The sequence below is a fragment of the Arthrobacter sp. yr096 genome, from assembly GCF_900108925.1.
Lineage (GTDB): Bacteria > Actinomycetota > Actinomycetes > Actinomycetales > Micrococcaceae > Arthrobacter.
Genome location: NZ_FNYI01000012.1, coordinates 75,882 through 98,412 on the forward strand (window position 1 = coordinate 75,882; position 22,531 = coordinate 98,412).

General features: G+C 61.6%; 20 protein-coding genes and 1 pseudogene. 12 read left to right on the forward strand and 9 right to left on the reverse strand.

The window, feature by feature from the left end; all coding sequences use genetic code 11:
- Positions 1-7: 7 nt before the first annotated feature.
- Complete coding sequence (locus BMY91_RS21420; RefSeq protein ID WP_371261069.1) at positions 8-904, forward strand: RluA family pseudouridine synthase; 897 nt, start codon at positions 8-10, stop codon at positions 902-904.
- Between the two features lie 59 nt (positions 905-963).
- Complete coding sequence (dnaE, locus tag BMY91_RS21425) at positions 964-4,521, forward strand: DNA polymerase III subunit alpha (RefSeq protein ID WP_090825747.1); 3,558 nt, start codon at positions 964-966, stop codon at positions 4,519-4,521.
- Between the two features lie 19 nt (positions 4,522-4,540).
- On the opposite strand, the gene BMY91_RS21430 is transcribed toward dnaE, so the two are convergent.
- Entirely contained in the window at positions 4,541-5,041 is a 501-nt protein-coding gene (locus BMY91_RS21430) for a flavin reductase family protein (protein ID WP_302846941.1), read from the reverse strand.
- Positions 5,042-5,153: 112 nt separating this feature from the next.
- Between BMY91_RS21430 and BMY91_RS21435 the strand changes: the two genes are divergently transcribed.
- The 3 genes from BMY91_RS21435 to nrdR all read left to right on the forward strand — a co-directional run bounded on the left by BMY91_RS21435 (position 5,154) and on the right by nrdR (position 7,729).
- A complete protein-coding gene (locus BMY91_RS21435; protein WP_090825679.1) occupies positions 5,154-5,687 on the forward strand; it encodes a hypothetical protein in 534 nt (177 codons plus the stop codon).
- 4 nt (positions 5,688-5,691) lie between these two features.
- Positions 5,692-7,050: a histidinol dehydrogenase gene (gene hisD / locus BMY91_RS21440; protein WP_090825682.1), complete on the forward strand. Its 1,359-nt coding sequence runs from the start codon at positions 5,692-5,694 to the stop codon at positions 7,048-7,050.
- Positions 7,051-7,225: 175 nt separating this feature from the next.
- The gene (nrdR, locus tag BMY91_RS21445; RefSeq protein ID WP_090825685.1) at positions 7,226-7,729 is read left to right on the forward strand and encodes a transcriptional regulator NrdR; all 504 of its coding nucleotides are present in this window, start codon (positions 7,226-7,228) and stop codon (positions 7,727-7,729) included.
- 59 nt (positions 7,730-7,788) lie between these two features.
- On the opposite strand, the gene BMY91_RS21450 is transcribed toward nrdR, so the two are convergent.
- The 3 genes from BMY91_RS21450 to map form a co-directional block, all read right to left on the reverse strand.
- A complete protein-coding gene (locus BMY91_RS21450; protein WP_090825688.1) occupies positions 7,789-8,556 on the reverse strand; it encodes an SDR family oxidoreductase in 768 nt (255 codons plus the stop codon).
- A 7-nt stretch (positions 8,557-8,563) separates the two neighbouring features.
- Positions 8,564-9,367 (reverse strand): polyphosphate--glucose phosphotransferase, encoded by an 804-nt coding sequence (gene ppgK / locus BMY91_RS21455; RefSeq protein WP_090825753.1) that lies wholly within the window; start codon positions 9,365-9,367, stop codon positions 8,564-8,566.
- Positions 9,368-9,438: 71 nt separating this feature from the next.
- Positions 9,439-10,317, reverse strand: a complete 879-nt coding sequence (gene map, locus BMY91_RS21460; protein WP_090825691.1) for a type I methionyl aminopeptidase — start codon at positions 10,315-10,317, stop codon at positions 9,439-9,441.
- 108 nt (positions 10,318-10,425) lie between these two features.
- On the opposite strand from map, the gene BMY91_RS22995 reads away from it, so the two are divergent.
- Positions 10,426-10,590 (forward strand): SPOR domain-containing protein, encoded by a 165-nt coding sequence (locus tag BMY91_RS22995; RefSeq protein ID WP_139244941.1) that lies wholly within the window; start codon positions 10,426-10,428, stop codon positions 10,588-10,590.
- Here BMY91_RS22995 and panB read toward each other — a convergent pair.
- Positions 10,587-11,492, reverse strand: a complete 906-nt coding sequence (gene panB, locus BMY91_RS21465; RefSeq protein ID WP_090825694.1) for a 3-methyl-2-oxobutanoate hydroxymethyltransferase — start codon at positions 11,490-11,492, stop codon at positions 10,587-10,589. The two genes, BMY91_RS22995 and panB, sit on opposite strands and share 4 nt — an antisense overlap.
- A gap of 190 nt (positions 11,493-11,682) precedes the next feature.
- Between panB and glnA (BMY91_RS21470) the strand changes: the two genes are divergently transcribed.
- Both glnA (BMY91_RS21470) and BMY91_RS21475 read left to right on the forward strand, forming a co-directional pair.
- On the forward strand, positions 11,683-13,023 hold the full coding sequence (glnA, locus tag BMY91_RS21470) for a type I glutamate--ammonia ligase (protein ID WP_090825698.1): 1,341 nt from the start codon (positions 11,683-11,685) through the stop codon (positions 13,021-13,023).
- 9 nt (positions 13,024-13,032) lie between these two features.
- The gene (locus tag BMY91_RS21475) at positions 13,033-16,044 is read left to right on the forward strand and encodes a bifunctional [glutamine synthetase] adenylyltransferase/[glutamine synthetase]-adenylyl-L-tyrosine phosphorylase (RefSeq protein WP_090825701.1); all 3,012 of its coding nucleotides are present in this window, start codon (positions 13,033-13,035) and stop codon (positions 16,042-16,044) included.
- Here BMY91_RS21475 and BMY91_RS21480 read toward each other — a convergent pair.
- Positions 16,041-17,543: an arylsulfatase gene (locus BMY91_RS21480; RefSeq protein WP_090825704.1), complete on the reverse strand. Its 1,503-nt coding sequence runs from the start codon at positions 17,541-17,543 to the stop codon at positions 16,041-16,043. The two genes, BMY91_RS21475 and BMY91_RS21480, sit on opposite strands and share 4 nt — an antisense overlap.
- 62 nt (positions 17,544-17,605) lie before the next feature.
- Between BMY91_RS21480 and BMY91_RS21485 the strand changes: the two genes are divergently transcribed.
- The 3 genes from BMY91_RS21485 to BMY91_RS21495 all read left to right on the forward strand — a co-directional run bounded on the left by BMY91_RS21485 (position 17,606) and on the right by BMY91_RS21495 (position 18,745).
- Positions 17,606-18,172, forward strand: a complete 567-nt coding sequence (locus BMY91_RS21485) for a GNAT family N-acetyltransferase (protein WP_090825707.1) — start codon at positions 17,606-17,608, stop codon at positions 18,170-18,172.
- 63 nt (positions 18,173-18,235) lie between these two features.
- Positions 18,236-18,451 carry a hypothetical protein gene (locus BMY91_RS21490; protein WP_026542533.1) on the forward strand — a complete coding sequence of 72 codons (216 nt, stop codon included), beginning with the start codon at positions 18,236-18,238 and terminating at the stop codon, positions 18,449-18,451.
- 66 nt (positions 18,452-18,517) lie between these two features.
- Complete coding sequence (locus tag BMY91_RS21495; protein WP_090825709.1) at positions 18,518-18,745, forward strand: hypothetical protein; 228 nt, start codon at positions 18,518-18,520, stop codon at positions 18,743-18,745.
- A 387-nt stretch (positions 18,746-19,132) separates the two neighbouring features.
- On the opposite strand, the gene glnA (BMY91_RS21500) is transcribed toward BMY91_RS21495, so the two are convergent.
- Positions 19,133-20,557: a type I glutamate--ammonia ligase gene (glnA, locus tag BMY91_RS21500; RefSeq protein ID WP_090825712.1), complete on the reverse strand. Its 1,425-nt coding sequence runs from the start codon at positions 20,555-20,557 to the stop codon at positions 19,133-19,135.
- A gap of 312 nt (positions 20,558-20,869) precedes the next feature.
- Between glnA (BMY91_RS21500) and BMY91_RS21505 the strand changes: the two genes are divergently transcribed.
- Positions 20,870-21,307, forward strand: a complete 438-nt coding sequence (locus tag BMY91_RS21505) for an RDD family protein (RefSeq protein ID WP_090825715.1) — start codon at positions 20,870-20,872, stop codon at positions 21,305-21,307.
- A gap of 87 nt (positions 21,308-21,394) precedes the next feature.
- Here BMY91_RS21505 and BMY91_RS21510 read toward each other — a convergent pair whose 3' ends face one another.
- Positions 21,395-22,156, reverse strand: coding sequence for a DUF4191 domain-containing protein (locus BMY91_RS21510; RefSeq protein WP_090825718.1), 762 nt, complete (start codon positions 22,154-22,156; stop codon positions 21,395-21,397).
- Positions 22,157-22,255: 99 nt separating this feature from the next.
- A pseudogene (locus BMY91_RS21515) lies at positions 22,256-22,531 on the reverse strand (lipoyl synthase); the annotation flags it as partial.

A 22,531-nucleotide genomic window follows, 5' to 3' on the forward strand; every position in this document is an offset into this window, starting at 1 on the left:
CGAGGACATGGCAGGCATGAGGGCCGACGCCGGGTTGGCGCAGCTACTGGACATTTCCAGGTCAGCGGCGGCGTTGTTGATTGCCGAAGGAAATGTCACGGTTGGCGGCGTGCGGCTGGGCAAGTCGGCAAAGCTTGCCGCCGGCGCCGTACTGGACGTGACCGTTCCCGAACGGCCGGACCCCTTGGAAGTCGTGGAGGAAGTTGTGGAAGGCCTGAAAATCCTGCTGGATGACGAGGAATTCGTTGTCATCGACAAGCCGGTGGGTGTGGCCGCGCATCCCTCCCCGGGGTGGGTGGGACCAACTGTGGTGGGCGGTCTCGCCGGGGCCGGCTACCGGATTTCGACATCGGGTGCCCCGGAGCGGGCGGGAATCGTCCACAGGCTCGATGTGGGCACATCCGGGGTCATGGTGGTGGCCAAGACAGAGCATGCCTACACGGTTCTGAAACGCGCCTTCAAGGAGCGCACGGTCGAGAAGGTCTACCACGCTGTGGTTCAGGGGCTTCCTGATCCACTCGAGGGCACCATTGACGCGCCGATCGGGCGCCATCCCGGCCATGACTGGCGTTTCGCCGTGATTGAGGACGGGCGGCCGTCCGTGACCCACTATGAGGTCCTGGAAGCATTTGGCAAGGCAACCCTGGTTGAAGTGCACCTGGAAACGGGCCGTACGCACCAGATTCGCGTCCACTTTTCAGCGCTGCGGCACCCCTGTGCCGGAGATCTCACCTACGGGGCGGACCCTCGTCTTGCCGCAACCCTGGGGCTTACCCGGCAGTGGCTTCACGCCCGGAAGCTTGGGTTCACGCACCCGCGGACGGGGGAGTGGGTGGAAGTCGCCAGTGAGTATCCGGCGGACCTCCAATACGCGCTGGACCTGCTTGCCACCGGCTCAGCCTAGGCGGGCCTTCTCCGTCAGCTGTTCCTGATTCTGTCGGAACCGGACGGTAGACTGTCGTGGTGACTTCCAGCAATGATTCGTTCGTCCACCTGCACACCCATACCGAGTACTCCATGCTGGATGGAGCGGCCCGCTTGGGCGAACTGTTTGATGAAACTGAACGGCTGGGGATGCCGGCCCTGGCCACCACGGACCACGGCTACCTCTTCGGTGCTTTTGATTTCTGGCGCAAGGCAACGGACAAGGGCATTAAGCCGATCATTGGCGTTGAAGCCTATGTAACTCCCGGGACGGCCCGCGGCGATAAAGAGCGTGTCCGCTGGGGTGACGAAAGCCAACGCAAGGACGACGTCTCCGGTGGTGGTTCGTACACGCACATGACGCTCCTGAGCTACAACAACGTGGGCATGCGGAACCTGTTCAGGGCCTCGTCCATTGCTTCCCTGGACTCAGTTTTTGGTAAGTGGCCCAGGCTGGACCGCGAACTGCTGAACACATATTCAGAAGGCCTGATTGCCACCACGGGTTGCCCTTCAGGGGAAGTCCAGACGAAGCTGCGACTCGGGCAGTATCGTGAGGCCGTCGAGGCCGCCGCAGAATTTCGTGACATTTTTGGTGCGGAGAACTACTTCTGCGAGTTGATGGACCATGGCCTGGACATCGAACGACGCGTCACAGGTGACCTCCTTCGCTTGGCCAAGGAGCTGAACCTCCCGCTGGTGGCCACCAACGACCTCCACTACACGCATGAACACGATGCCAAGGCGCACGAGGCTCTGCTGGCCATTCAGTCCGGGTCCACCCTGCTGGAGCCGACGTACGACAATGGCGGGTCCCGATTCGCCTTCTCAGGCAGCGGTTATTACTTGAAGTCACCGCAGGAAATGCGTGAACTGTTCCGCGATCATCCGGATGCCTGCGACAACACCCTGCTCATTGCCGAGCGCTGTGAAGTCTCCTTCAACACCGGGGCCAACTACATGCCCCGCTTCCCTTGCCCTCCGGGGGAGGACGAAACCTCGTGGTTGGTCAAGGAAGTGGATACGGGACTCAAGTACCGTTACCCTCAGGGCATTCCGGACAAGGTCCGCAAACAGGCGGACTACGAGCTCGGCGTCATTACCTCCATGGGATTCCCCGGATACTTCCTGGTGGTTGCCGACTTCATCAACTGGGCCAAGAACAACGGCATCCGGGTGGGTCCCGGACGTGGTTCCGGTGCAGGCTCCATGGTTGCCTACGCCATGCGCATTACTGACCTCGACCCCCTGCAGCACGGCCTGATCTTTGAACGCTTCCTGAACCCGGACCGCGTGTCCATGCCCGACTTCGACGTCGACTTCGATGATCGTCGCCGATCCGAAGTGATTGACTACGTCACCAAGAAGTATGGTGACGAGCGCGTGGCCATGATCGTTACCTACGGCACCATCAAGACCAAGCAGGCGCTGAAGGACTCGTCCCGCGTGTTGGGCTATCCGTTCAGCATGGGTGAGCAGCTCACAAAAGCCCTTCCCCCTGCTGTCATGGCCAAGGATATTCCGCTTGCGGACATCCAGAACCCCGAGTCCAAGCGCTACAGCGAGGCCGGAGATTTCCGCCAGCTCATCGCCACGGACCCCGAGGCTGCCAAGGTCTTCGAGACAGCGCTGGGCATCGAGGGCCTGAAGAGGCAGTGGGGTGTCCATGCTGCCGGTGTCATCATGTCCTCGGACCCCATCATTGACGTCATTCCGATCATGCGCCGTTTCCAGGACGGCCAGGTCATCACGCAGTTCGATTACCCCACGTCCGAAGGTCTCGGGCTGATCAAGATGGACTTCCTGGGCCTCCGAAACCTGACGATTATTTCGGACGCCCTGGAAAACATCAAAATGAACCGCGACGTTGACCTGGACCTGGAAAACCTTGAACTGGACGACGCCGCATCCTATGAGCTTCTGGCACGCGGCGATACCTTGGGTGTGTTCCAGCTCGACGGCGGACCCATGCGGTCGCTGCTCAAGCTGATGAAGCCTGACAACTTCGAAGACATCTCCGCCGTGTTGGCTCTTTACCGGCCCGGCCCCATGGGTGCCAACGCCCACACCGATTACGCCTTGCGCAAGAACGGGATCCAGGAGGTCATTCCGATCCACCCGGAGCTCGAAGAGCCTCTCAAGGAAATCCTTGGCGGAACCTTTGGCCTGATCGTGTACCAGGAACAGGTGATGGCCGTAGCGCAGAAGCTGGCAGGCTACTCGCTCGGACAGGCAGACATCCTCCGCCGCGCGATGGGCAAGAAAAAGAAGTCCGAGCTGGACAAGCAGTTCGCGGGATTCTCACAGGGTATGCAGGACAACGGCTACTCCATGGCAGCGGTTAAGACCCTCTGGGACATCCTGCTCCCGTTCTCCGACTACGCCTTCAACAAAGCGCACTCGGCGGCCTATGGTGTCATCTCCTATTGGACCGCCTATTTGAAGGCGCACTACGCGCCGGAGTACATGGCTGCCCTGCTCACCTCCGTGGGTGATGACAAAGACAAATCCGCCATCTATCTCAACGAGTGCCGCCGCATGGGCATTACGGTTCTTCCACCGGATGTCAACGAGTCCTCGCTGAACTTCACCCCAGTGGGAACGGACATCCGCTTTGGCATGGGTGCCATCCGCAACGTCGGCGTCAACGTGGTGGATGCAATGGTCTCTGCCCGGACCACAGAGGGCAGCTACACCTCTTTCAAGGATTTCCTTCTGAAGGTGCCAGCGGTGGTGTGCAACAAGCGCACCATCGAATCCTTGATCAAAGCAGGCGCGTTCGACTCCCTTGGCCACCACCGACGTGCGCTTGCGATGATCCACGAAGAAGCAATCGACTCCGTCATTACCCTGAAGCGCAACGAGGCCATCGGTCAGTTCGATCTCTTCGCGGGATTCGAAGACCAAGAGCCGGAGGCGTCGCTGACCACTGAAATTCCGGACCTGCCGGAATGGGAGAAGAAGGACAAACTATCCTTCGAACGGGACATGCTGGGCCTTTACGTGTCAGACCATCCCCTTCAGGGGCTGGAGGGCGTCCTCAGCCAGCACGCCGAACAGTCCATTACGTCGATCATCGCCGAGGACGGACCGCACGACGGCGCGATTGTCACCATTGCCGGCATGATCACCTCGCTGAGCCGCAGGATCGCAAAGGCCAGTGGAAACGCCTATGCCCGGGCGGAGATCGAGGACCTGGGTGCTTCCATGGAAGTCATGTTCTTCGGGCAGGTGTACGGGCCAATCGCGTCTGTCCTGGCTGAAGACCTGATTGTGGTGGTCAAAGGAAGGTTGCAGCGGCGGGACGACGGCGCCGTGACGCTGAACTGCATGGAACTCTCCGTGCCGGACCTGAGCGAAAGCGTCAACGGTCCGGTGGTGATCACCATTCCCACATTCAAGGCTACGGAGGCCGTAGTGACGGACCTGCGGGATGTTCTACGGACCCACCGTGGAAACTCAGAGGTCCGGCTGAAGCTGATGGGCGATACCAAGGTGGAAGTCATGGGGCTGCCCGTACACATGCGGGTGAACCCCAGCCCATCGCTGTTCGGCGACCTCAAGGTGCTGCTGGGGCCGGCCTGCCTGGATAATTAGCGGGCCGGCCGCCGCCCGGTCAGATCTCGTAGTCGAGCGGTGCCGGTTGGCTGTAACCGCCGCTGTGGTAGAGCAGGGGAGCGCCGTCCTCGCCAACCTGGCCCGCGACGACCTCCACCACCACTACGGCGTTGTTCTCAAACGACAACCGCATCTGGATTTTGCCCACGAGCCAGCCGCTGACGTCCTTGAGGATCGGAACGTCGTAAGGCCCGGGCTCCCAATGGTCCCCTTCGAACCTGTCGCGGGTTCGGGCGAAGCGATTGGCGAGAGCCTGGTTCTCGAGTCCCAGCATATGGACTCCGATGTACTCGGCGTTGGCCACTGCCGGCCACGAGCTGGAACTCCTGGCCATGTTGAACGTGAATCGAGGCGGCTCGGCCGACAATGAGGCCACGGACGTAGCTGTGAAGCCGAACGGTTTGCCGTTCAGGTTGGCAGTGATGATGGCCACCCCGGCGGCATGCCTGCGGAACATCTCCTTGAAAGTCTGCTCGAAGCCGGGTAGTTCGCTTGCCACGTGCGTAATTCTCCTGGATTTGGGGGCTTTCCTCTTCCCCTCAGGGTATTCCTCCCGCGCCGCCGCCCCTCATTTTGTTGAGCCTGCATGAACCTTTGTTAATGTGAGTTCCATGACCGAGCCCATCGTGCACCTTACTGCTCCTGCTGAACCGGCTGCGGCCCCATTGTCCAAGCGTTCCAGGGGTGCCCTCTGGCTGGCGGTTCCTGCAGCCTCCGGGATTGTTCTTGGCCTGCTCTGGTGGCTGCTTGCTCCGGGCGGGCTCAACCTGGTCTCGGGGAACCCGGAACTGGCCGACCCGAACAATCCTGCGTCCTGGCTGCCGCGCGACCTTGTCCTCGGGGCTCTGATGCTCGTCTCGGGCTGCGCCACGGGCCTTACGCTGGACGGAAAGCTGCAGGGCACTGATGCAACGCGCCGCTTGACGTTCGCACTCATTGGCGGTGCGGCAGGGGCCGCCATCGCATGGCTTGTGGGTTTGCTCGCCGCTCAATGGTGGGGTCCTGCTCCGGACCCGGCCCTCGGGGCCGGATACGGATTTACCCTCCGCTCGTTTGCCGTGCTGGTGCTCTGGCCGGGCGCCACTGCCTTTGTCACGTTCATCCTGGCGCTGTTCGGGGTTCTGTCAAAGAAGCCCGTAAAATAGCTGGGTGACCACTTCCTCGGATACTTCCGCCCCCGCCGCCCTTAACTTCCGGAGCATCGACTTCCGGGGCCGCCACCTTTCCTTGGCGGAACTTCGTGCTGCCGTCCCCAGGGCACGGCATCAGACCATGGCGGACGCAGAGCAGAAGGTCCAGGACATCATTTCTGCAGTCCGGGGCCAGGGCTTTGCCGCCCTCAGCGAGCTTGCGAAGAAGTTTGACGGTGTAGAACAGTCGCACCCACGTGTCCCGGCCGAAGCACTGACCCAGGCGTTGGACGGCCTTGACCCAAAGGTTCGTGCGGCTCTGGAGGAATCAATCAGTCGGGCACGGCAGTTTGCGGACAGGCAGCGCCCGGCTGATCTGGACGTATCGCTGGCCGACGGCGCTGTCGTCAGCCAGAATTGGATCCCAGTGGGACGTGTGGGGCTCTACGTGCCCGGGGGCCTCGCCCCATTGGCATCTTCGGTGATCATGAACGTAGTGCCGGCCGTTGCTGCCGGTGTCGAATCCATCGCGTTGGCGTCCCCGCCACAGAAGGACTTCGGCGGTCTTCCGCACCCCACCATCCTCGCGGCTGCCAAGCTCCTGGGTATCGATGAGGTCTATGCCATCGGTGGTGCACAGGCGATTGTGTCGTTCGCCTATGGCATCCCTGGGTCCGGCGGTGAGCTGCCGATCGAGCCTGTGGATGTTGTGACTGGTCCGGGCAACATCTTCGTGGCAACCGCGAAGAGGCTTGTCAAGGGCGTCGTGGGCATCGATTCCGAGGCCGGCACCACCGAGATCGCCATCCTGGCCGACTCCACCGCGCAGGCGCCGCTTGTGGCGGCCGACCTCATCAGCCAGGCCGAACATGATCCCAAAGCAGCATCTGTCCTGGTAACGGACTCCGTAGACCTGGCCGACGCCGTCGTGGTGGAACTCTCACGGCAAGCCAGCGCGACCAAGCACAGCGCCAGGGTTCTTGAGGCCTTGTCCGGTCCACAGTCCGGGGTGGTCCTGGTGGACGACCTCGAACAGGGCATCGCCGTCTGCAACGCCTATGCAGCCGAGCACCTTGAAATCATGACGGCTGACGCAACGGCAGTTGCGTCGCGAATCCGCAATGCAGGAGCGATCTTCGTGGGCGACTACAGCCCCGTCAGCCTGGGAGACTACTGCGCCGGATCCAACCACGTCCTGCCCACCAGCGGCACGGCTGCATTCTCCTCAGGCTTGAACGTCACCACCTTCCTGCGTGCGGTTCAGGTCATCAACTACAACCGTGCTGCACTCGAACAGGTCAGTGGGCACATCGTGAGCCTGTCCGGCGCGGAAGACCTTCCCGGGCACGGAGATGCGGTTCGAATCCGGTTCGCCTAGCAGGCTCAACCACTACATATACGGGTGGTTACCACTACATGTAGTAGTTACACGCTTGTCATTAGGGTGTGAACGAACGTAAACTGGTGCCGGAAGTGAAACTTCCGGCACCTTTTGCGTCTCCGGCAACCCGCCGGGCATGGTTCCGTGCCGGAGCTGTCAGGGGAGGCCCAGCGTGTATTGTCCGTTCTGCCGGAATCCCGACTCCCGCGTCGTCGACAGCCGCATGGCCGATGACGGCTCCTCCATCCGCCGTAGGCGCCAGTGCCCCGAATGTGGCCGCCGGTTTACCACGGTGGAAACCACCAGTCTTTCTGTCATCAAGCGCTCAGGTGTGGGCGAGCCCTTCAGCCGGATCAAAGTCATCAGTGGCGTCCGTAAGGCCTGCCAAGGACGTCCGGTCACTGAGGACGACCTCGCCATGCTGGCCCAGGAAGTTGAAGAAAACATCCGTTCTTCGGGCGCAGCGGAAATAGACGCCCACGAGGTGGGACTTGCCATTCTTGGCCCGCTGCGGAAGTTGGATGAAGTGGCTTACCTGCGCTTTGCCAGCGTCTACCAGGCCTTTGAGTCCTTGGAGGATTTCGAGTCTGCTATCTCGTTGCTCCGCCACGAGGCTGAAGCGCATGCCAAGGCTGGAAACACTGAAACCAAGGGCTCGGAGAAGAGCCAGCTCTAGCTCCGGTGGCGGCAGCGGAGGGGAAGCCGCAGCCGCCACCGGCACCATATGCCGTTGGTTTATCGGCCACCCGATACGGGGAGCACCGCCCCCGTGATGTATCCGGCGTCACCCGACATCAGCCACATCACGGCTGCGGCTACCTCTTCGGGTTCAGCTCCGCGACCCATGGGAATGCTCGGGTTGAGCCTCTCTACCCGGTCCGGCATGCCGGCAGCTGCATGCAGGCCAGTGTTGGTGCTGCCCGGGGCAACTGCGTTGACCCGGATGCCCTGTTTGGCCACCTCGGCTGCCAAGCCGACCGTTAATACATCCACCGCACCCTTGGTGGCGGCGTAGTGGATCCATGTTCCGGGGGAGCCGGCCTTGGTGGCTGTAGAGGAGATATTGATGACAGAACCACCCATGCCGCCGTTGGCTGTCGACAGTCTCCGGACAGCTTCCTGGCACATGAAAATCATGCCGGCGACGTTGACGTCAACCACCTGCTGAACTGTCTCGGCAGGCACTTCTGCCAGAGTGCCAATGAGGTTGCCAGTGATGGCCGCATTGTTAATGACGGCGGTCACTGTGCCGAGGCCCGCGGCTTCGTCAAACAAGCGCACGACGTCGGCAGGCCGGCTGACATCGGCCTGCACCGGGACGGCCCGGCCACCCTGGGCAAGGATTTCCTCAACGACTGACGTGGCGCCGGTGCTGTCTTCGGAGTAGTTGACGACGACGCCGTAACCGGCGCGTGCCGCAGCGAGGGCTACGGCAGCGCCGATCCCGCGGCTTGCGCCGGTGACAATCGCTGTTCCGACGTCCGTTGGCTTGCCCCCAGGCATGCGTGGACTACTTGGCGAGCTTGTGGTGCAGGGCCACCTCAAGCGCTGCACCGACAATGCCGGCGTCGTTCTTCAGTTTGGCGGTGACGATCTTGGTGCGCAGTTCCAAATGCGGGAAGTACTCGTCGGATCGCTTGGAAATACCGCCGCCGACGATGAAGAGTTCGGGGGAGAACAGGAACTCCACGTGCTGGAGGTAGCGGTTGAGTAGGACGCCGTACTCGTCCCAGCTGAGCCCATCGCGTTCGCGCGCAACAGCGGATGCTTTGGTTTCGGCGTCGAATCCGTCCACCTCAAGGTGGCCCAGCTCAGCATTGGGGACCAGCTGGCCGTTGAAAATAAACGCGGATCCGATTCCGGTTCCCAGCGTGATGACCAGGACGGTTCCGTCCACGCCTTCTCCGGCGCCGTAGCGGGCTTCGGCCAAGCCGGCCGCATCGGCGTCGTTGATGACCTCCACAGGGCGGCCAAGGCGTTTGGTGAAGGTCGCGTCGATGTCGGTGCCCAACCAGGTCTTGTCAACGTTGGCCGCTGAGTTGACCACGCCGTGCTGGATGATTCCCGGGAAAGTCACACCCACGGGTGAATCGGCCGCAGGAGCGTCCGGACGGTTGGAGAGTTCCTCGACGATCTGGGCAACAACCTCTGCCACAGCCTCCGGCGTGGCGGGCTGGGGAGTTGGCACGCGGAAGCGGTCGCCGATCAGTTTGCCCTTCTTCAGGTCGACAATGCCGCCCTTGATGCCGGTGCCGCCGATGTCGATACCGATCAGCGGTGCGTTCTTGTGGGTCTTCTCATCCTTCTTGGACAATGCATTTCCGATCATGGCAGGAGGGGATGGGCATGGTGCAGCCGTCCGGGCTGCAAGGACCTTCCGGGAGCTTAGGGAAGGGTCAGGATTTCCGCGCCGGTCTCTGTGACCAGCAGGGTGTGCTCGAATTGGGCCGTACGTTTGTGGTCCTTGGTGACGACAGTCCAGTCGTCGGCCCACATATCCCATTCGATGGTGCCGAGTGTGAGCATGGGTTCGATGGTAAAGACCATGCCTGCCTCGATCACAGTGTTGTACGCCGGGGCGGCGTCGTAATGCGGAATGATGAGGCCGGTGTGGAACGCCTCACCCACGCCATGGCCGGTGAAATCCCGTACCACGCCGTAGCCGAAGCGTTTTGCGTAGGACTGGATGGCACGGCCAATAACGTTGATTTCGCGGCCCGGGGCCACAGCCTTGATAGCCCGGTTGAGCGACTCCTGCGTACGCTCAACCAGCAGACGGGATTCTTCGTCCACGTCGCCAACAAGGAAAGTGTAGTTTGTGTCCCCATGCACGCCGCCGATGAAGGCGGTGATGTCAATGTTCAGGATGTCCCCGTCCTGCACCACGGTGGAATCCGGGATGCCGTGACAGATGACCTCGTTGAGGGAAGAACACAGCGATTTGGGGAAGCCACGGTAGCCGAGGGTGGACGGGTAGGCGTTGTGGTCCAGGAGGAACTCGTGGCCGACCTTGTCCAGGTGGTCGGTGGTAACGCCCGGCTGGATGTACTTGCCCACTTCGACGATCGCCTGCGCAGCGATCCTGCCCGCAATCCGGATCTTCTCGATGGTCTCCGCGGACTTCACCTCAGAGCCGGTGAACTTGGCTGGCGCCTTCTTGCCGACGTACTCGGGCCGGCGTATGGATGCCGGGACGGACCGTTCGGGACTGATGGTTCCCGGTGTGAGGGCGCCAATGGGTGCGGTCGAAGCTAGAGAAGGCATAGATTGATCATATAAGGCACACAAGAGACGTAAGTAACAAAGTGCGGCAGGGTTCCTGTGACCCCGCCAACGTTACGCGTTCAAGGCACCGAGAACCCAGGAGGAGACGTGGCGGAGTACTGGTACAACGTCAAGACGCACCAGATCGAAGAGGACGCTATGTCCGATTGGACTCAGCTGATCGGTCCTTACAAGACCCGCGAAGAGGCTGAACATGCCCTGGAAAAAGTCAAGGCGCGCAATGAGGCCTGGGACGCCCAGGACGACGACTAAAAGGAATGCTCCGGTCCGGGGAATTGCCCGGACCGGACTTCCTCGGCGTAAGCGGCTGCAGCATCACCCAAGGTGGTGCGCAGGTCTGCATACTGCTTGACGAACTTGGCCATTTTCCCGCCGCGCAGTCCCGCCATGTCCTGCCAGACGAGGACCTGGCCAGTGGTGTCCTTGCCAGCACCAATACCAACTGTCGGCACGCGCAGCGCAGCGTCGACCACAGCGGCTGTCTCTGCAGGAACCATTTCCATGAGAACGCTGAAAGCGCCGGCATCCTGCAAAGCGACAGCGTCGGCCACCAGTCGCTGCGCATCATCGCCACGGCCCTGGACCCGGTATCCACCGAGGGAGTGCTCGCTCTGGGGGGTGAAACCAATGTGGGCCATGACGGGAATGCCTGCCTGGACCATGGCAGTGACCGTGTCAGCGTAATACGCCGTGCCCTCGATCTTGACGGCGTGCGCCAGCCCTTCCTTCAGGAACCGGACGCCTGTAGCCACTGCCTGTTGGGGTGAGACCTCGTAGCTGCCAAACGGCAGGTCGGCCACAATCAGTGCACGCTTGGCCGCCCTGCTGACAGCCCGGGTCAGGGGGAGGAGCTCATCCACAGTGACGGGGAGACTGGTCTCATTGCCGAACACGTTGTTGGACGCGGAGTCGCCCACCAGAAGGACTTCGATTCCGGCTTGGTCAAAGATTTCAGCAGTGTATTGCTCATAAGCGGTCAGCATGGCGAAGTGTTCGCCGTTGTCCTTGGCCTGCTGGAGGTGGTGGATCCGGACCCTGCCCGCAGGCTTCCTGCCGGGTGCCGAGGGCGTCTGCGCCGCTGCTGCTGGACCGCTGCCGTACGGCGCGGAAACTTCGGCGGGCGTGGTGGACTCAGGAAGGTTGCTCGGGGCCATGGATAGAGCCTAAGCGGTGCCGACGGCGCCTGCCACCACTGTGCCCAGCGTCACCTTCTGTAAACGCTGTGTTACACGCAGCTACTGCTGCGGCAATAGCACGGAACTCTTAGTAGAGTGAAGGCTGAGCTGTCGTGGCTTCTATCCATTGAAACCAGCGGCATGGACACCGAATCGGAAAAGAGGCCCTATGGACCGCCAGCAAGAGTTCGTTCTGCGGACGATCGAAGAGCGTGACGTGCGCTTCGTACGCTTGTGGTTCACCGACGTCGTGGGTTCCCTGAAATCGGTGGCGCTTGCGCCGGCGGAGGTCGAGGGCGCCTTTGAAGAAGGCCTGGGCTTTGATGGTTCAGCCATTGAGGGCCTGGCCCGTGTGTTCGAGTCCGACATGCTCGCGCAGCCTGATCCGTCGACCTTCCAGATCCTGCCGTGGCGCGGTGAGACCGAACAGACATCCAGGATGTTCTGCGACATCCTGACGCCCGATGGTGAACCTTCCGCCGCCGATCCCCGCAACGTCCTCAAGAGGACCCTGGCCAAGGCCGCGGATATGGGATTCACCTGCTACACCCACCCTGAGATCGAGTTCTACCTGCTGAAGTCCAAGGATCTCGGTCCTGATGGCTCGCCGGTTCCCGTTGATGAGGGCGGCTACTTTGACCACGTTCCCGGCGGTGTCGCGCAGGACTTCCGGCGCACGGCCGTCACCATGCTGGAATCTGTAGGCATCTCTGTTGAGTTCAGCCACCACGAAGGCGGACCGGGCCAGAACGAGATCGACCTCCGCTACGCGGACGCACTCCAGACCGCGGACAACATCATGACGTTCCGCACCGTCATCAAGGAAGTCGCACTCCAGCAGGGCACCTACGCCACCTTCATGCCCAAACCGTTCACTGACCACCCCGGTTCCGGCATGCACACGCACTTCTCGTTGTTTGAAGGCGATACCAACGCCTTCTTCGAAGCGGGAGCAGAGTTCCAGCTGTCCAAGACGGCACGCCAGTTCATAGCAGGCATCCTCAAGCATGCTCCTGAGTTCACGGCTGTCACCAATCAGTTCGTCAACTCGTACAAGCGCCTGTGGGGTGGCGGCGAGGCACCAAGCTACCTGAGCTGGGGCCACAACAACCGTTCTGCGTTGGTCCGCGTGCCCCTCTACAAGCCGGGCAAGGGCCAGTCGGCACGGATCGAGTACCGCGGGATCGACTCGGCAACCAACCCTTACCTGGCCTACGCCGTTCTTCTGGGCGCTGGACTCAAGGGCATCGAAGAAGGTTACGAGCTCCCCGCTGCTGCCGAGGATGACATCTGGTCGCTGACCACTGCGGAGCGCAAGGCCATGGGGCATGCGCCCCTGCCTGCAAGCCTCCACGACGCCATCCGTGCCATGGAGGAATCGGAACTGGTGGCGGAGATCCTCGGCGAGCAAGTCTTCGAGCACTTCCTGCGCAATAAGCGTGCAGAGTGGCAGGACTACCGCCTCCAGGTCACCCCATACGAGTTGCAGCGCAACCTCGGCATTCTGTAGGCAGGGCCAGTGAGCCTTGCACGTCGGCTCATTTCAGCCGGATTCAGTGATCTTGAAAAGGGCGAGCGGTTCCTTGCCGCCCCTGAACTTGAGGGGATTGACGAGGACGCCCTGTTTGCCGGGCTGTCCATGTCGGCCAGCCCTGATACGGCTCTTCAGTCCTTGGTCCGACTTATCGAGAAGAATCCCGGGCTGAGGAAACTGGCGGCGGCTGAGCAGGATGTCTGCGAGCCCATGTACCGGCTGTTGGGAGCTTCCGAGGCGTTGGGCGAGTTCCTCATACGTCGGCCGGAGCATCTGGATGTCTTTGATGTCCGCAGCAGTCCGGAGCCCCTGCAAGCGTCCAGCGAAGAGCTCAGGGCGCTGCTTCTCCGGTCCGTGAAAGCCGAGCCCGGGGCCCAGCGTCCCGTTGCCGGAATCACAGGCATGCCGGCCTACGCTGCGTTGAGAACCGCGTACCGCAGGGGGCTGACCGAGCTTGCCATCAAGGATCTCTGCGCGGCATCACCGCAGGACTTCATGCCGGCCGTTGGCGCCGAACTGGCCGATCTCGCCGGAGCAGCGATCGAAGCTGCACTGGCGGTGTCCCGGGCCGAAGCGGCCAGGCAGTACGACGCTGACGAGATTGCCGACGTCGGGCTTGCCGTCATCGGCATGGGCAAATGCGGTGCCCGCGAGCTGAATTACATTTCCGACGTCGACGTCATCTACGTGGTCGAAGCCGGGGAATTGGATGATGCACGGGCCTCCACCATTGGTACCGCACTGGCTTCGGGGATTTCACGGGCCATTTCATCCTCGGCACCTGAACCAGGGCTGTGGGAAGTGGATGCCAACCTTCGGCCGGAAGGGAAGTCAGGGCCGCTGGTCCGCACCCTGCCCTCGCACCTGAGCTACTACGCCCGATGGGCGGAAAGCTGGGAGTTCCAGGCACTGCTAAAGGCCCGGACGATCGCCGGTGACAGGGATCTCGGACAGCGTTACGAGAAAGCAGTGGAACCTCTGGTGTGGTCCTCCGCAGGCCGGGAGGGCTTTGTGGAATCCGTGCAGGCAATGCGTCGCAGGGTGACAGATTACATTCCTGCCGCCGAGGAGCAACGTCAGATCAAGCTCGGACGCGGTGGTCTCCGGGATGTTGAGTTCACGGTCCAGTTGTTGCAGTTGGTTCATGGCAAGTCTGACGAGTCCCTTCGCTGCAGGGACACTACATCTGCCATTGCCGCGCTCTCCGCTGGTGGATACATCGGCCGGACGGATGCTGCCGCCTTTGACAACGCCTACCGCTACCTTCGCCTGTTGGAACACCGCATCCAGTTGTTCCAGCTGCGGCGGACCCACCTCATGCCGGTGACCGAAGACGCCCAGCGTTTCCTTGCCAAGGCAGTGCTGGGTCCTTTCTCGCTGGAGCGCCCGCATCCGGACCAGCTGATGGGGACCTGGCAAAAAACCAAGAAGGCCGTGCGCGAACTGCACGAGCGGATCTTCTACCGGCCGCTGCTCAATACCGCGGCCAAGCTCAGCAGCGAAGACGCCAAGCTCAGCCCGGAAGCAGCGCAGGGCCGCCTGGCCGCGCTCGGCTACCTGGACCCCCAAGGTGCCATGCGGCACATCGAGGCACTGACAGGGGGCGTGAGCCGGCGGGCGGCGCTGCAGCGCCAGCTTCTGCCGATCCTTCTCGGCTGGCTCGCCGAGGGCGTGGATCCCGACGCCGGACTTCTCGCGTTCCGCCGCGTCAGCGAGGCCCTGGGAACCACCCATTGGTACCTGGGCCTCCTCAGGGATTCCCAAGCAGCTGCGGAACGGTTGTGCCAGGTGCTGGCCAATTCACGGCTGATTTCGGACCTCCTGGAAGTTTCACCGGAGTCCGTGGCCTGGCTTGGCAGCGACAAGGAATTGGTTCCCATTCGCTTTGAGGCCCAGTGGCAGGAAATCCAGTCCAAGCTTTCACGACACCCCGATCCTGAAAGCGCCATGAGGCTCATCCGGTTGATCCGCCGACGGGAGATCCTGCGCACTGCTATCGCGGACAGCTCCGGTTTGTTGGACCAGGATGCGGTTGGACTTGCGCTGGCCGAAACTGACCGGGCGGCCGTGCTGGGAGCGTTGCATGTAGCGGAGGCTGTGGTCGCCGCAGAGGGCCCGTTGAAAACTGATGTCCTGGTGGTCGCAATGGGCAGGCAGGGTGGACGTGAAATCGGCTATGGCTCGGATGCCGACGTTATCTACGTGCACCGCGCCCGGCCCGGATTCAGCGACACTGAGGCGCAGGAACAGGCCACGGCGATTGTCGCCAAGATTTCCAGCTTCCTCACGCAACCGCTCAAGCCGGCAATCATGGCAGAGCGCGTTCTCATGGTGGACGCGGACCTCCGGCCAGAGGGAAAGAACGGCGCGATGGTGCGGTCCCTGGAGTCGTACTCGGAGTACTATCGCCGATGGTCCTTGATCTGGGAGGCCCAAGCTTTGTTGCGGGCCCGTCCCATGGCAGGTTCGGACGACCTGGCGGCCGATTTTGTGAAGCTCATCGATCCCATCCGATACCCCGGGCAGCTCGCGGAGCAGGATGTCCGGGAGATCCGTCGGATTAAGGCGCGAGTGGAATCGGAGCGGTTGCCCCGCGGCGCCGATCCAGCACGGCACGTCAAGCTTGGCCGTGGTGGGCTCAGCGACGTTGAGTGGCTGGTTCAGCTGATTCAACTTCAGCATGCCGGGAAGCACCCGGAGCTGCGGACCAGTTCCACGTTGGAGGCACTCGCAGCGGCCGAAAAACTGGAATTCATCGCCGAGGACGACGCTGCTCTGCTGCGGGAGGCATGGCGGTTGGCCAGCCGGATCCGGTCAGCGAACGTGATTGTCACAGGCAGGGCCTCCGACCTCCTGCCGTCCTCCCGGAAGGATCTTGAGGCAGCGGCACGCTGGTGCGGTTATGCTCCCGGGAACGCTGGTCAGTTCGAAGAGGACTACTTGAGGCTCAGTCGTCGCGCCAGGGGTGTCTTTGAGAAGAAGTTCTACGACACCTAGGCCTGGGCTGCTTGGGCGGTGGCTGGCGTCGCCGCAGCTTTTTCCCGGGCGTGCCGCAACATGGCAACAACGGGTACTCCCGGGACAAGGCTGCCATCAACGACGTAACCTTCTTCGCGGTCCCTGAGCGTCACCACCATCCGTTGACGCCAGGAGTGCAGTTCGCTCCGGTGGGCGATGTCATCGGCGAGGTTGTTACGTTCCTGGGGGTCGGCGTCGAGGTTGAACAGTTCTTCTGTGCCTTTCCCGGAGCCCCAAATGTATTTATGGTGCCCGTCGGTCAACCAATGCAGGTTCTGTCCCCAGTAGACATGTTCGCCGTGGAGGACTTCCCGTACGGGGCCGGTGCCCTCACCACGGACAATCGCAGCCAACGACTTTCCGTCAACAGAATCCGGAATCGGCAGGCCGGCAAGATCCAGGAGCGTGGGCATGATGTCCCTGAGCTCCACTACGTGGTCCACAACGGTTCCCCGCGCCGCCGTTTCTGCGGCGGGGGAGTTGGCAATGATGAAGGGCACGCGGGCAGAACCTTCATAAGGCACGGCCTTGCGGAACATGTGGTGGTCGCCCATCATCTCACCGTGGTCGCTGGTGAAGGCGATAACAGTGTTGTGCAGGAGGCCGAAGTCCGCCAGTGACTCCTTGATGCGGTTGATCTGGAGATCGATCTGAGCCATCAGTCCGTAGTATCCGGCCCTGGCCCTATGGACCACATGGTCCGGAATTCTGGAGTAGCTGGCCTGGTAGTCACCATCCTGCCTGTAGTCGTCCCAATGATGTTCCCAGTTGCCCTCCACCGCTGTATAGGCGGGAAGATTGAGGTACTGTTCGAAAGCCCACGACGGCGGATCGTAGGGCGGGTGTGGGCGGTGGAAGGACAGGTAGAGGAAAAAGGGCTTCACGGGGTCGCGCCGGTGCATCCACTCAATCGCCTGGGTACCGATCCAGTGTGTGGGGTGAAGGTTCTCGGCTTTATCCCACGGGCGGGCGACAATCGAATTGCAGTTGACGCCGTGGTCGAAATATTCGGCGTCCGGACCCATTCCCGGTTGCCTCCGTAGCCACGGAACATAGTCGTCAAACATGGCGAAGTGCTGTTGATGTTCCCTCCGGGCGTGGTGAAGGTAGCCGTCATGCAGGATAACGTCGTCGAAGCCGAGTCGTGAGCGTTCCGGCCAGACGTGCATTTTTCCGATGGCCTGCGTGTGGTATCCGCCCCTTCTGAACTCTTCCTGTACTGTCACCGGGTGGACTTTGTGGAACGGGACACCGTCGTTGTAGCCGACGCGCCCGTGCTGTTCCTGCGACTGTCCCGTGAAGAGAGCGGCACGGGCGGGCACGCATGACGGCGTAGCGGAATAGCCCCTGGAAAACCGGACGCCGTTTCGTGCCAGTTCGTCGAGGTGAGGTGTCTCGACGTAAGGGTGGCCGTCGGAGGACAGGCAGTCGCCCCTCCACTCGTCGACACAGATCAGGATCACGTTCGGCTGGCTCATCGGAAGGGTTCCTTGGTGGTTTGGGAACTGTTGAAATAACCCTAGTTGGAGGACTTCGCAAATTGCTTGAATATGACTCAGATGACGTATCTTCGATCGCAAACGATCATCATGATCGTGGCGATATCTGGCTGATCCCACTCAAGCTGCTTGATGACGACTCGCGGGCAATACAACTTGGCGCCGTGGCGGAACTGTCGCTGGCGTCAGGGCAACGCGACTTCGTGGAAGAGCCCCTCCGTATGATGCTGATCGGACTGGAGGAGGAATCCAGGCTGCCGTATGTCATCGAGTCCGGGGGAGTGGCTGTGGGGGTGCTGACCCTCCAGGCCGGAGCGGCCCGGCTGGCCGGCTGGCCCGACGACGATTCGGCGTGGCTGCTAAGGGGGTTTCTCATCGATTCGGGCAGGCAGGGGCAGGGCCTGGGGGCCATGGCTGCCAAGGCCGCGGTGGATGAAGCGCGTAAGCTGACCATCCGGCTGAATGACGGTCAGGCCGGCGTCGTACTGTCGGTCAACGAGCGGAATCCGGCGGGTCAGGCCGCCTACGCCAAAGCTGGATTTGTTGACTCGGGGCGGTACTTGGGAGGCGCTTCCGGTCCCCAGCGCATCATGTACAAGGATTTCTGACCAAGTCCCAGTATTGGTCAACTTTGGTTGACGCCATTCCATTCGTCAATTATGGTTGACGTCATGGAGGTGGACCGCATGAAGACACTCGTGGGATCAATGGATGGCATGGGCCCGGCCGAGGCGCTCTACGCTGTGGCGGAGCTGCAAAAGGAAGTCGGCCGGAGAGAAGCTTCATTGGTGCGCGCCGCGCGCCAATCCGGCCTGTCCTGGGAAGCGATTGCCCTATGCCTGGGCGTCAGCAAGCAGGCTGTCCACAAAAAATACGGCAAACAATGAGCCAGTTTGGCTAGGCCAGTTGCAAGGGTCTGTTGCGGAGCGGCAGGCTTCGTCTAGGATTCTCGCGTGACAATCATGCTGGACTCGGAAGGCACCGCGTTCTCCAACGTGAGCTGCTTCCGTTGTGAGCAGGCGGGGCCTCATTGGGGCTCCCGCCACAGCGGCGCCGGTATTTTCGCCTGCCGCCGCTGCTTCGCCATCTTTGCCGATCAGGAGTCCAGTGCAGTTGGAGCGGGAGGCCAGGCGCCGGCTTTGCTCCACGCCGACGGGCAAGGGATGTTTGAATCCAAGTAGTCCCACCGCTCGGAGGACTAAAAAACGAGTACTCACTACTCGTGCCCGGTGCAGGACGCGCAGGCAGCATTGTCGATATGACAACGTATGTGATTGAATCAGCGGCCCTTGTTCATCGCTGCCAGTGCTGCGGAGAAGAAACCGATCAGTTGTTCTGCAGCGAGTGCGCCGCCCCGGAGCAGGCGGGACAAGTACCCACCACCCGGCACTGACCTTCTTCGCCTTGTGCCGGCGGGAGGCTCAGAGCTCTGTGCGGTGACTCTGTACGGCGTGTCCGGTTCAACAGTCAAAGCCCCCTGGGATCGACGCGTTGCGCTGCAAGCGGCTGGTTCCAGACATGAAAAAGGGCCCCAAGCATGATGCCTGAGGCCCTTGGTCACTGTCTAGTTAGACGCCGTAGTAGAGCTCGAACTCGTACGGGTTCGGGCGCAGGGACAGCGGGCGAATCTCATTCTCGTACTTGTAGTCAATCCAAGTGTCGATCAGGTCCTGGGTGAAGACGCCGCCAGCCTGCAGGAACTCGTTGTCCTCGCGCAGGGCCTCAAGTGCCTCTTCCAGGGAGCCCGGAGCCTTGGGGATGTCCTTTGCTTCTTCGGCGGGGAGCTCGTAGAGGTCCTTGTCGATGGGAGCCGGGGGTTCGATGCGGTTGCGGATACCGTCAATGCCGGCCATCAGCTGGGCAGCGAATGCCAGGTAAGGGTTGGACGAGGGGTCCGGAGCGCGGAACTCAATGCGCTTGGCCTTCGGGTTGGTGCCCGTGATGGGGATACGAATACCGGCGGAGCGGTTGCCCTGCGAGTAGACCATGTTCACGGGGGCTTCGAAGCCCTTGACCAATCGGCGGTAGGAGTTCACCGTCGGGTTGGTGAAGGCGAGAACAGCCGAGGAGTGCTTCAGCAGGCCGCCGATGTACCAGCGGGCGGTGTCAGAGAGGCCGGCGTAGCCCTTCTCGTCGTAGAACAGCGGGTCGCCGTTGCTCCACAGCGACTGGTGGCAGTGCATGCCCGAGCCGTTGTCACCGAATACCGGCTTCGGCATGAACGTGACGGACTTGCCCCAGGCGTCAGCGGTGTTCTTGATGACGTACTTGAACTTCTGGAGGTCATCGGCAGCTGCAGTCAGCGTGGTGAACTTGTAGTTGATCTCGGCCTGGCCGGCAGAGCCAACTTCGTGGTGGGAGCGCTCAACTTCGAGGCCGGCCTTGTCAAGCTCGACGCACATGGCGTCGCGGAGGTCGGCTTGCTTGTCAGTCGGGGAAACCGGGAAGTAACCGCCCTTGACGGGGGTCTTGTAGCCAAGGTTTCCGCCCTCTTCCTTGCGGCCGGTGTTCCAGTGTGCTTCCTCGGAGTCGATCTTGTAGAAGCTGCCCTGCGGGGAGGACTCGTACTGGATGTTGTCGAAGACGAAGAATTCGGCTTCGGGAGCGAAGAATGCGGTGTCAGCGATACCGGTCGACGCCAGGTACGCTTCAGCCTTTTCTGCCACACCGCGGGGGTCGCGGTGGTAAGGATCACCGGTGCGCGGGTTCACGATGGAGAAGTTCAACGCAAGCGTCTTCTCGATGCGGAACGTGTCGATGAAGGCCGAGGTCACATCCGGGATGAGCTGCATGTCGGATTCAGCGATGCCCTGGAAGCCGCGGATGGAGGATCCGTCGAAGAGCTGACCGTTCACGAAGAAGTCGAGGTCTACGCTCTTGGCCGGCACATTGAAGTGCTGCTGGACACCAGGAAGGTCGGTGAAGCGGATATCGACGAATTTGACGTCTTCGTCTTTGATGAACTTGAGGACTTCGTCCGCAGTCTTGAACATCTATGCTCCTTATGCATATCAAGTAACAGGCCCGGAAGGCCGCGTGGTGCAGCCCGTACCAAGGTCCGGAGACACAAAAAGATCCCCTTGCCATGGTGGCTGGCAACTCATACCACCTTAGGGAGATGGGATTTCCCGGGGGTGTCAGTATTGTTTCCGGCAGGTTACAGAATCATCTGTTGTGTAAACGGTAGTCGGCTTCCCCGTGTCAGGTCCAAGAAGGTCCGGTGGGCGAACACCTGGCGGTCTCGTGGGCACCAAGCCAAGGGATGGGAGTCGGGCGCCAGCCTGGCCAGCCGTTAGGCTTGGAGTGTGGTTGATAGAAAAGACATTGGCTCTTGGTTGAGCGGTCCGGATACGTCAGGAATCTCAAAGTATCCGGGTGAGAGGCTTGGGTTGCCTGAGTCCGGTCCCGGCTCCATGGCGCGGGCAGGGCGCCGGATTTTGGGCATCGTGGTGGACTGGACGATTGCGCTGGTCATCAGCAACTTCGCCTTCGGTGGCAATCAATGGGCCACCTTGGCCATTTTCGCCGCAGAACAGATTCTTTTGATTGGAACACTGGGGTACAGCATTGGCCACAGGCTGGCTGGCATTCATGTGGTCCGCCTTGGTGGCGGCCCCGCAGGCCCGCTTGCTGCCGTCGTCCGGACCCTGCTCCTGTGCTTGGTTATCCCGGCGGTGGTCTTCGACCCCGATCAGCGGGGGCTTCACGACAAGGCGATGAACACCATCCTGATTCGGATGTAACTGCCAATCTTCCCTAACAAAAGCCAAAAACCGCTTCTTCTCTGAACCAGGGAAGAAGCGGTTTTTCTTTTGCTTTGACCTATCAGATCAGCGGCCGCGGGCGGCCTTGCGGTCCGGGCGGGCCTTGTAGGGGTCGATGCCCTTGGGGATCGGAAGACGATTTCCGAGAGAATTGATGCGTTTGCTGACGGCGTTGACCTCAACCTTGGTGAGTTCGTTCTTGAGTTTTCCCATGGTCTTGGCCAGCTTGTTCAGCGGAACCTGCCCCTCGCCGCGGCCGGACTCAAGGACGTGGATAGTGACGTTTGGGAGGATCCGGGCCAACCTCTTGCGTTCTGAATCCACGAGCGGCTTAACGCGATGCGTGGGACCTTCGCTGACGAGCACTACGCCGGGACGGCCAATGGCCATGAAAACCGCGTCCTGTGTGCGCGGATTAACGGCAACTGGCTGGTCTTGCGTCACCCAGCCCCGGCGAAGGGTCCCCAAGGCTGCACCTGATGCGCCCGGTTGGTTCTCTATCTGAGCGAAGGCAGCTTTTTCCGCGCGGCGGGAAAGAATGAACACCGCCGCAAGGAGGCCCAGCGGAATACCAATGATCAGGCCGGTGACCCAGTTCTCCAGGAGGAAACCGATCAGGAAGGCGACCGCCACCACGGCAAGGAACGCCAGCAGCATGATCCACACAACCTGGGGATCGTTCCGCCGGGTCATTTTGAAGACTTCAGCGATCTGCTTCAGCTGGCTGGGCTTCTTTGCCTTGGCTTCCTTGGGCTTGCGCTGGAAGAGCCCACGCTTGGGTGCGTCGGCCGAGGGGGTCGATTTGCTGGAATCAGGGGAATTCGCCATAGTGCCTTAATTCTACGTGATGTACGTCGAAGGACCGGACGCCATGACGGATGGCATTCGGTCCTTCGGTACTGCAGGTGCTCTGGTGTGGGGTGGTTGTTAGTTGTGGGCGGCCAGGATGGTGGAGGCTTCCTGGCGGGTGGAGCCGGAGGACTCGATGTGGGCCAGGGCGGCGGGGATTTCCCAGCCCTTCTTGCGCATCGCGGTGGCCCAGAGCCGTCCGGCCCGGTAGGAGGAACGGACCAGGGGGCCGGACATGACGCCGAGGAAGCCGATCTCCTGGGCCTCGTTTTGGAGGTCCACGAACTCCTGGGGCTTGACCCACCGGTCCACCGGGAGGTGCCGTTCGGACGGGCGCAGGTACTGGGTGATGGT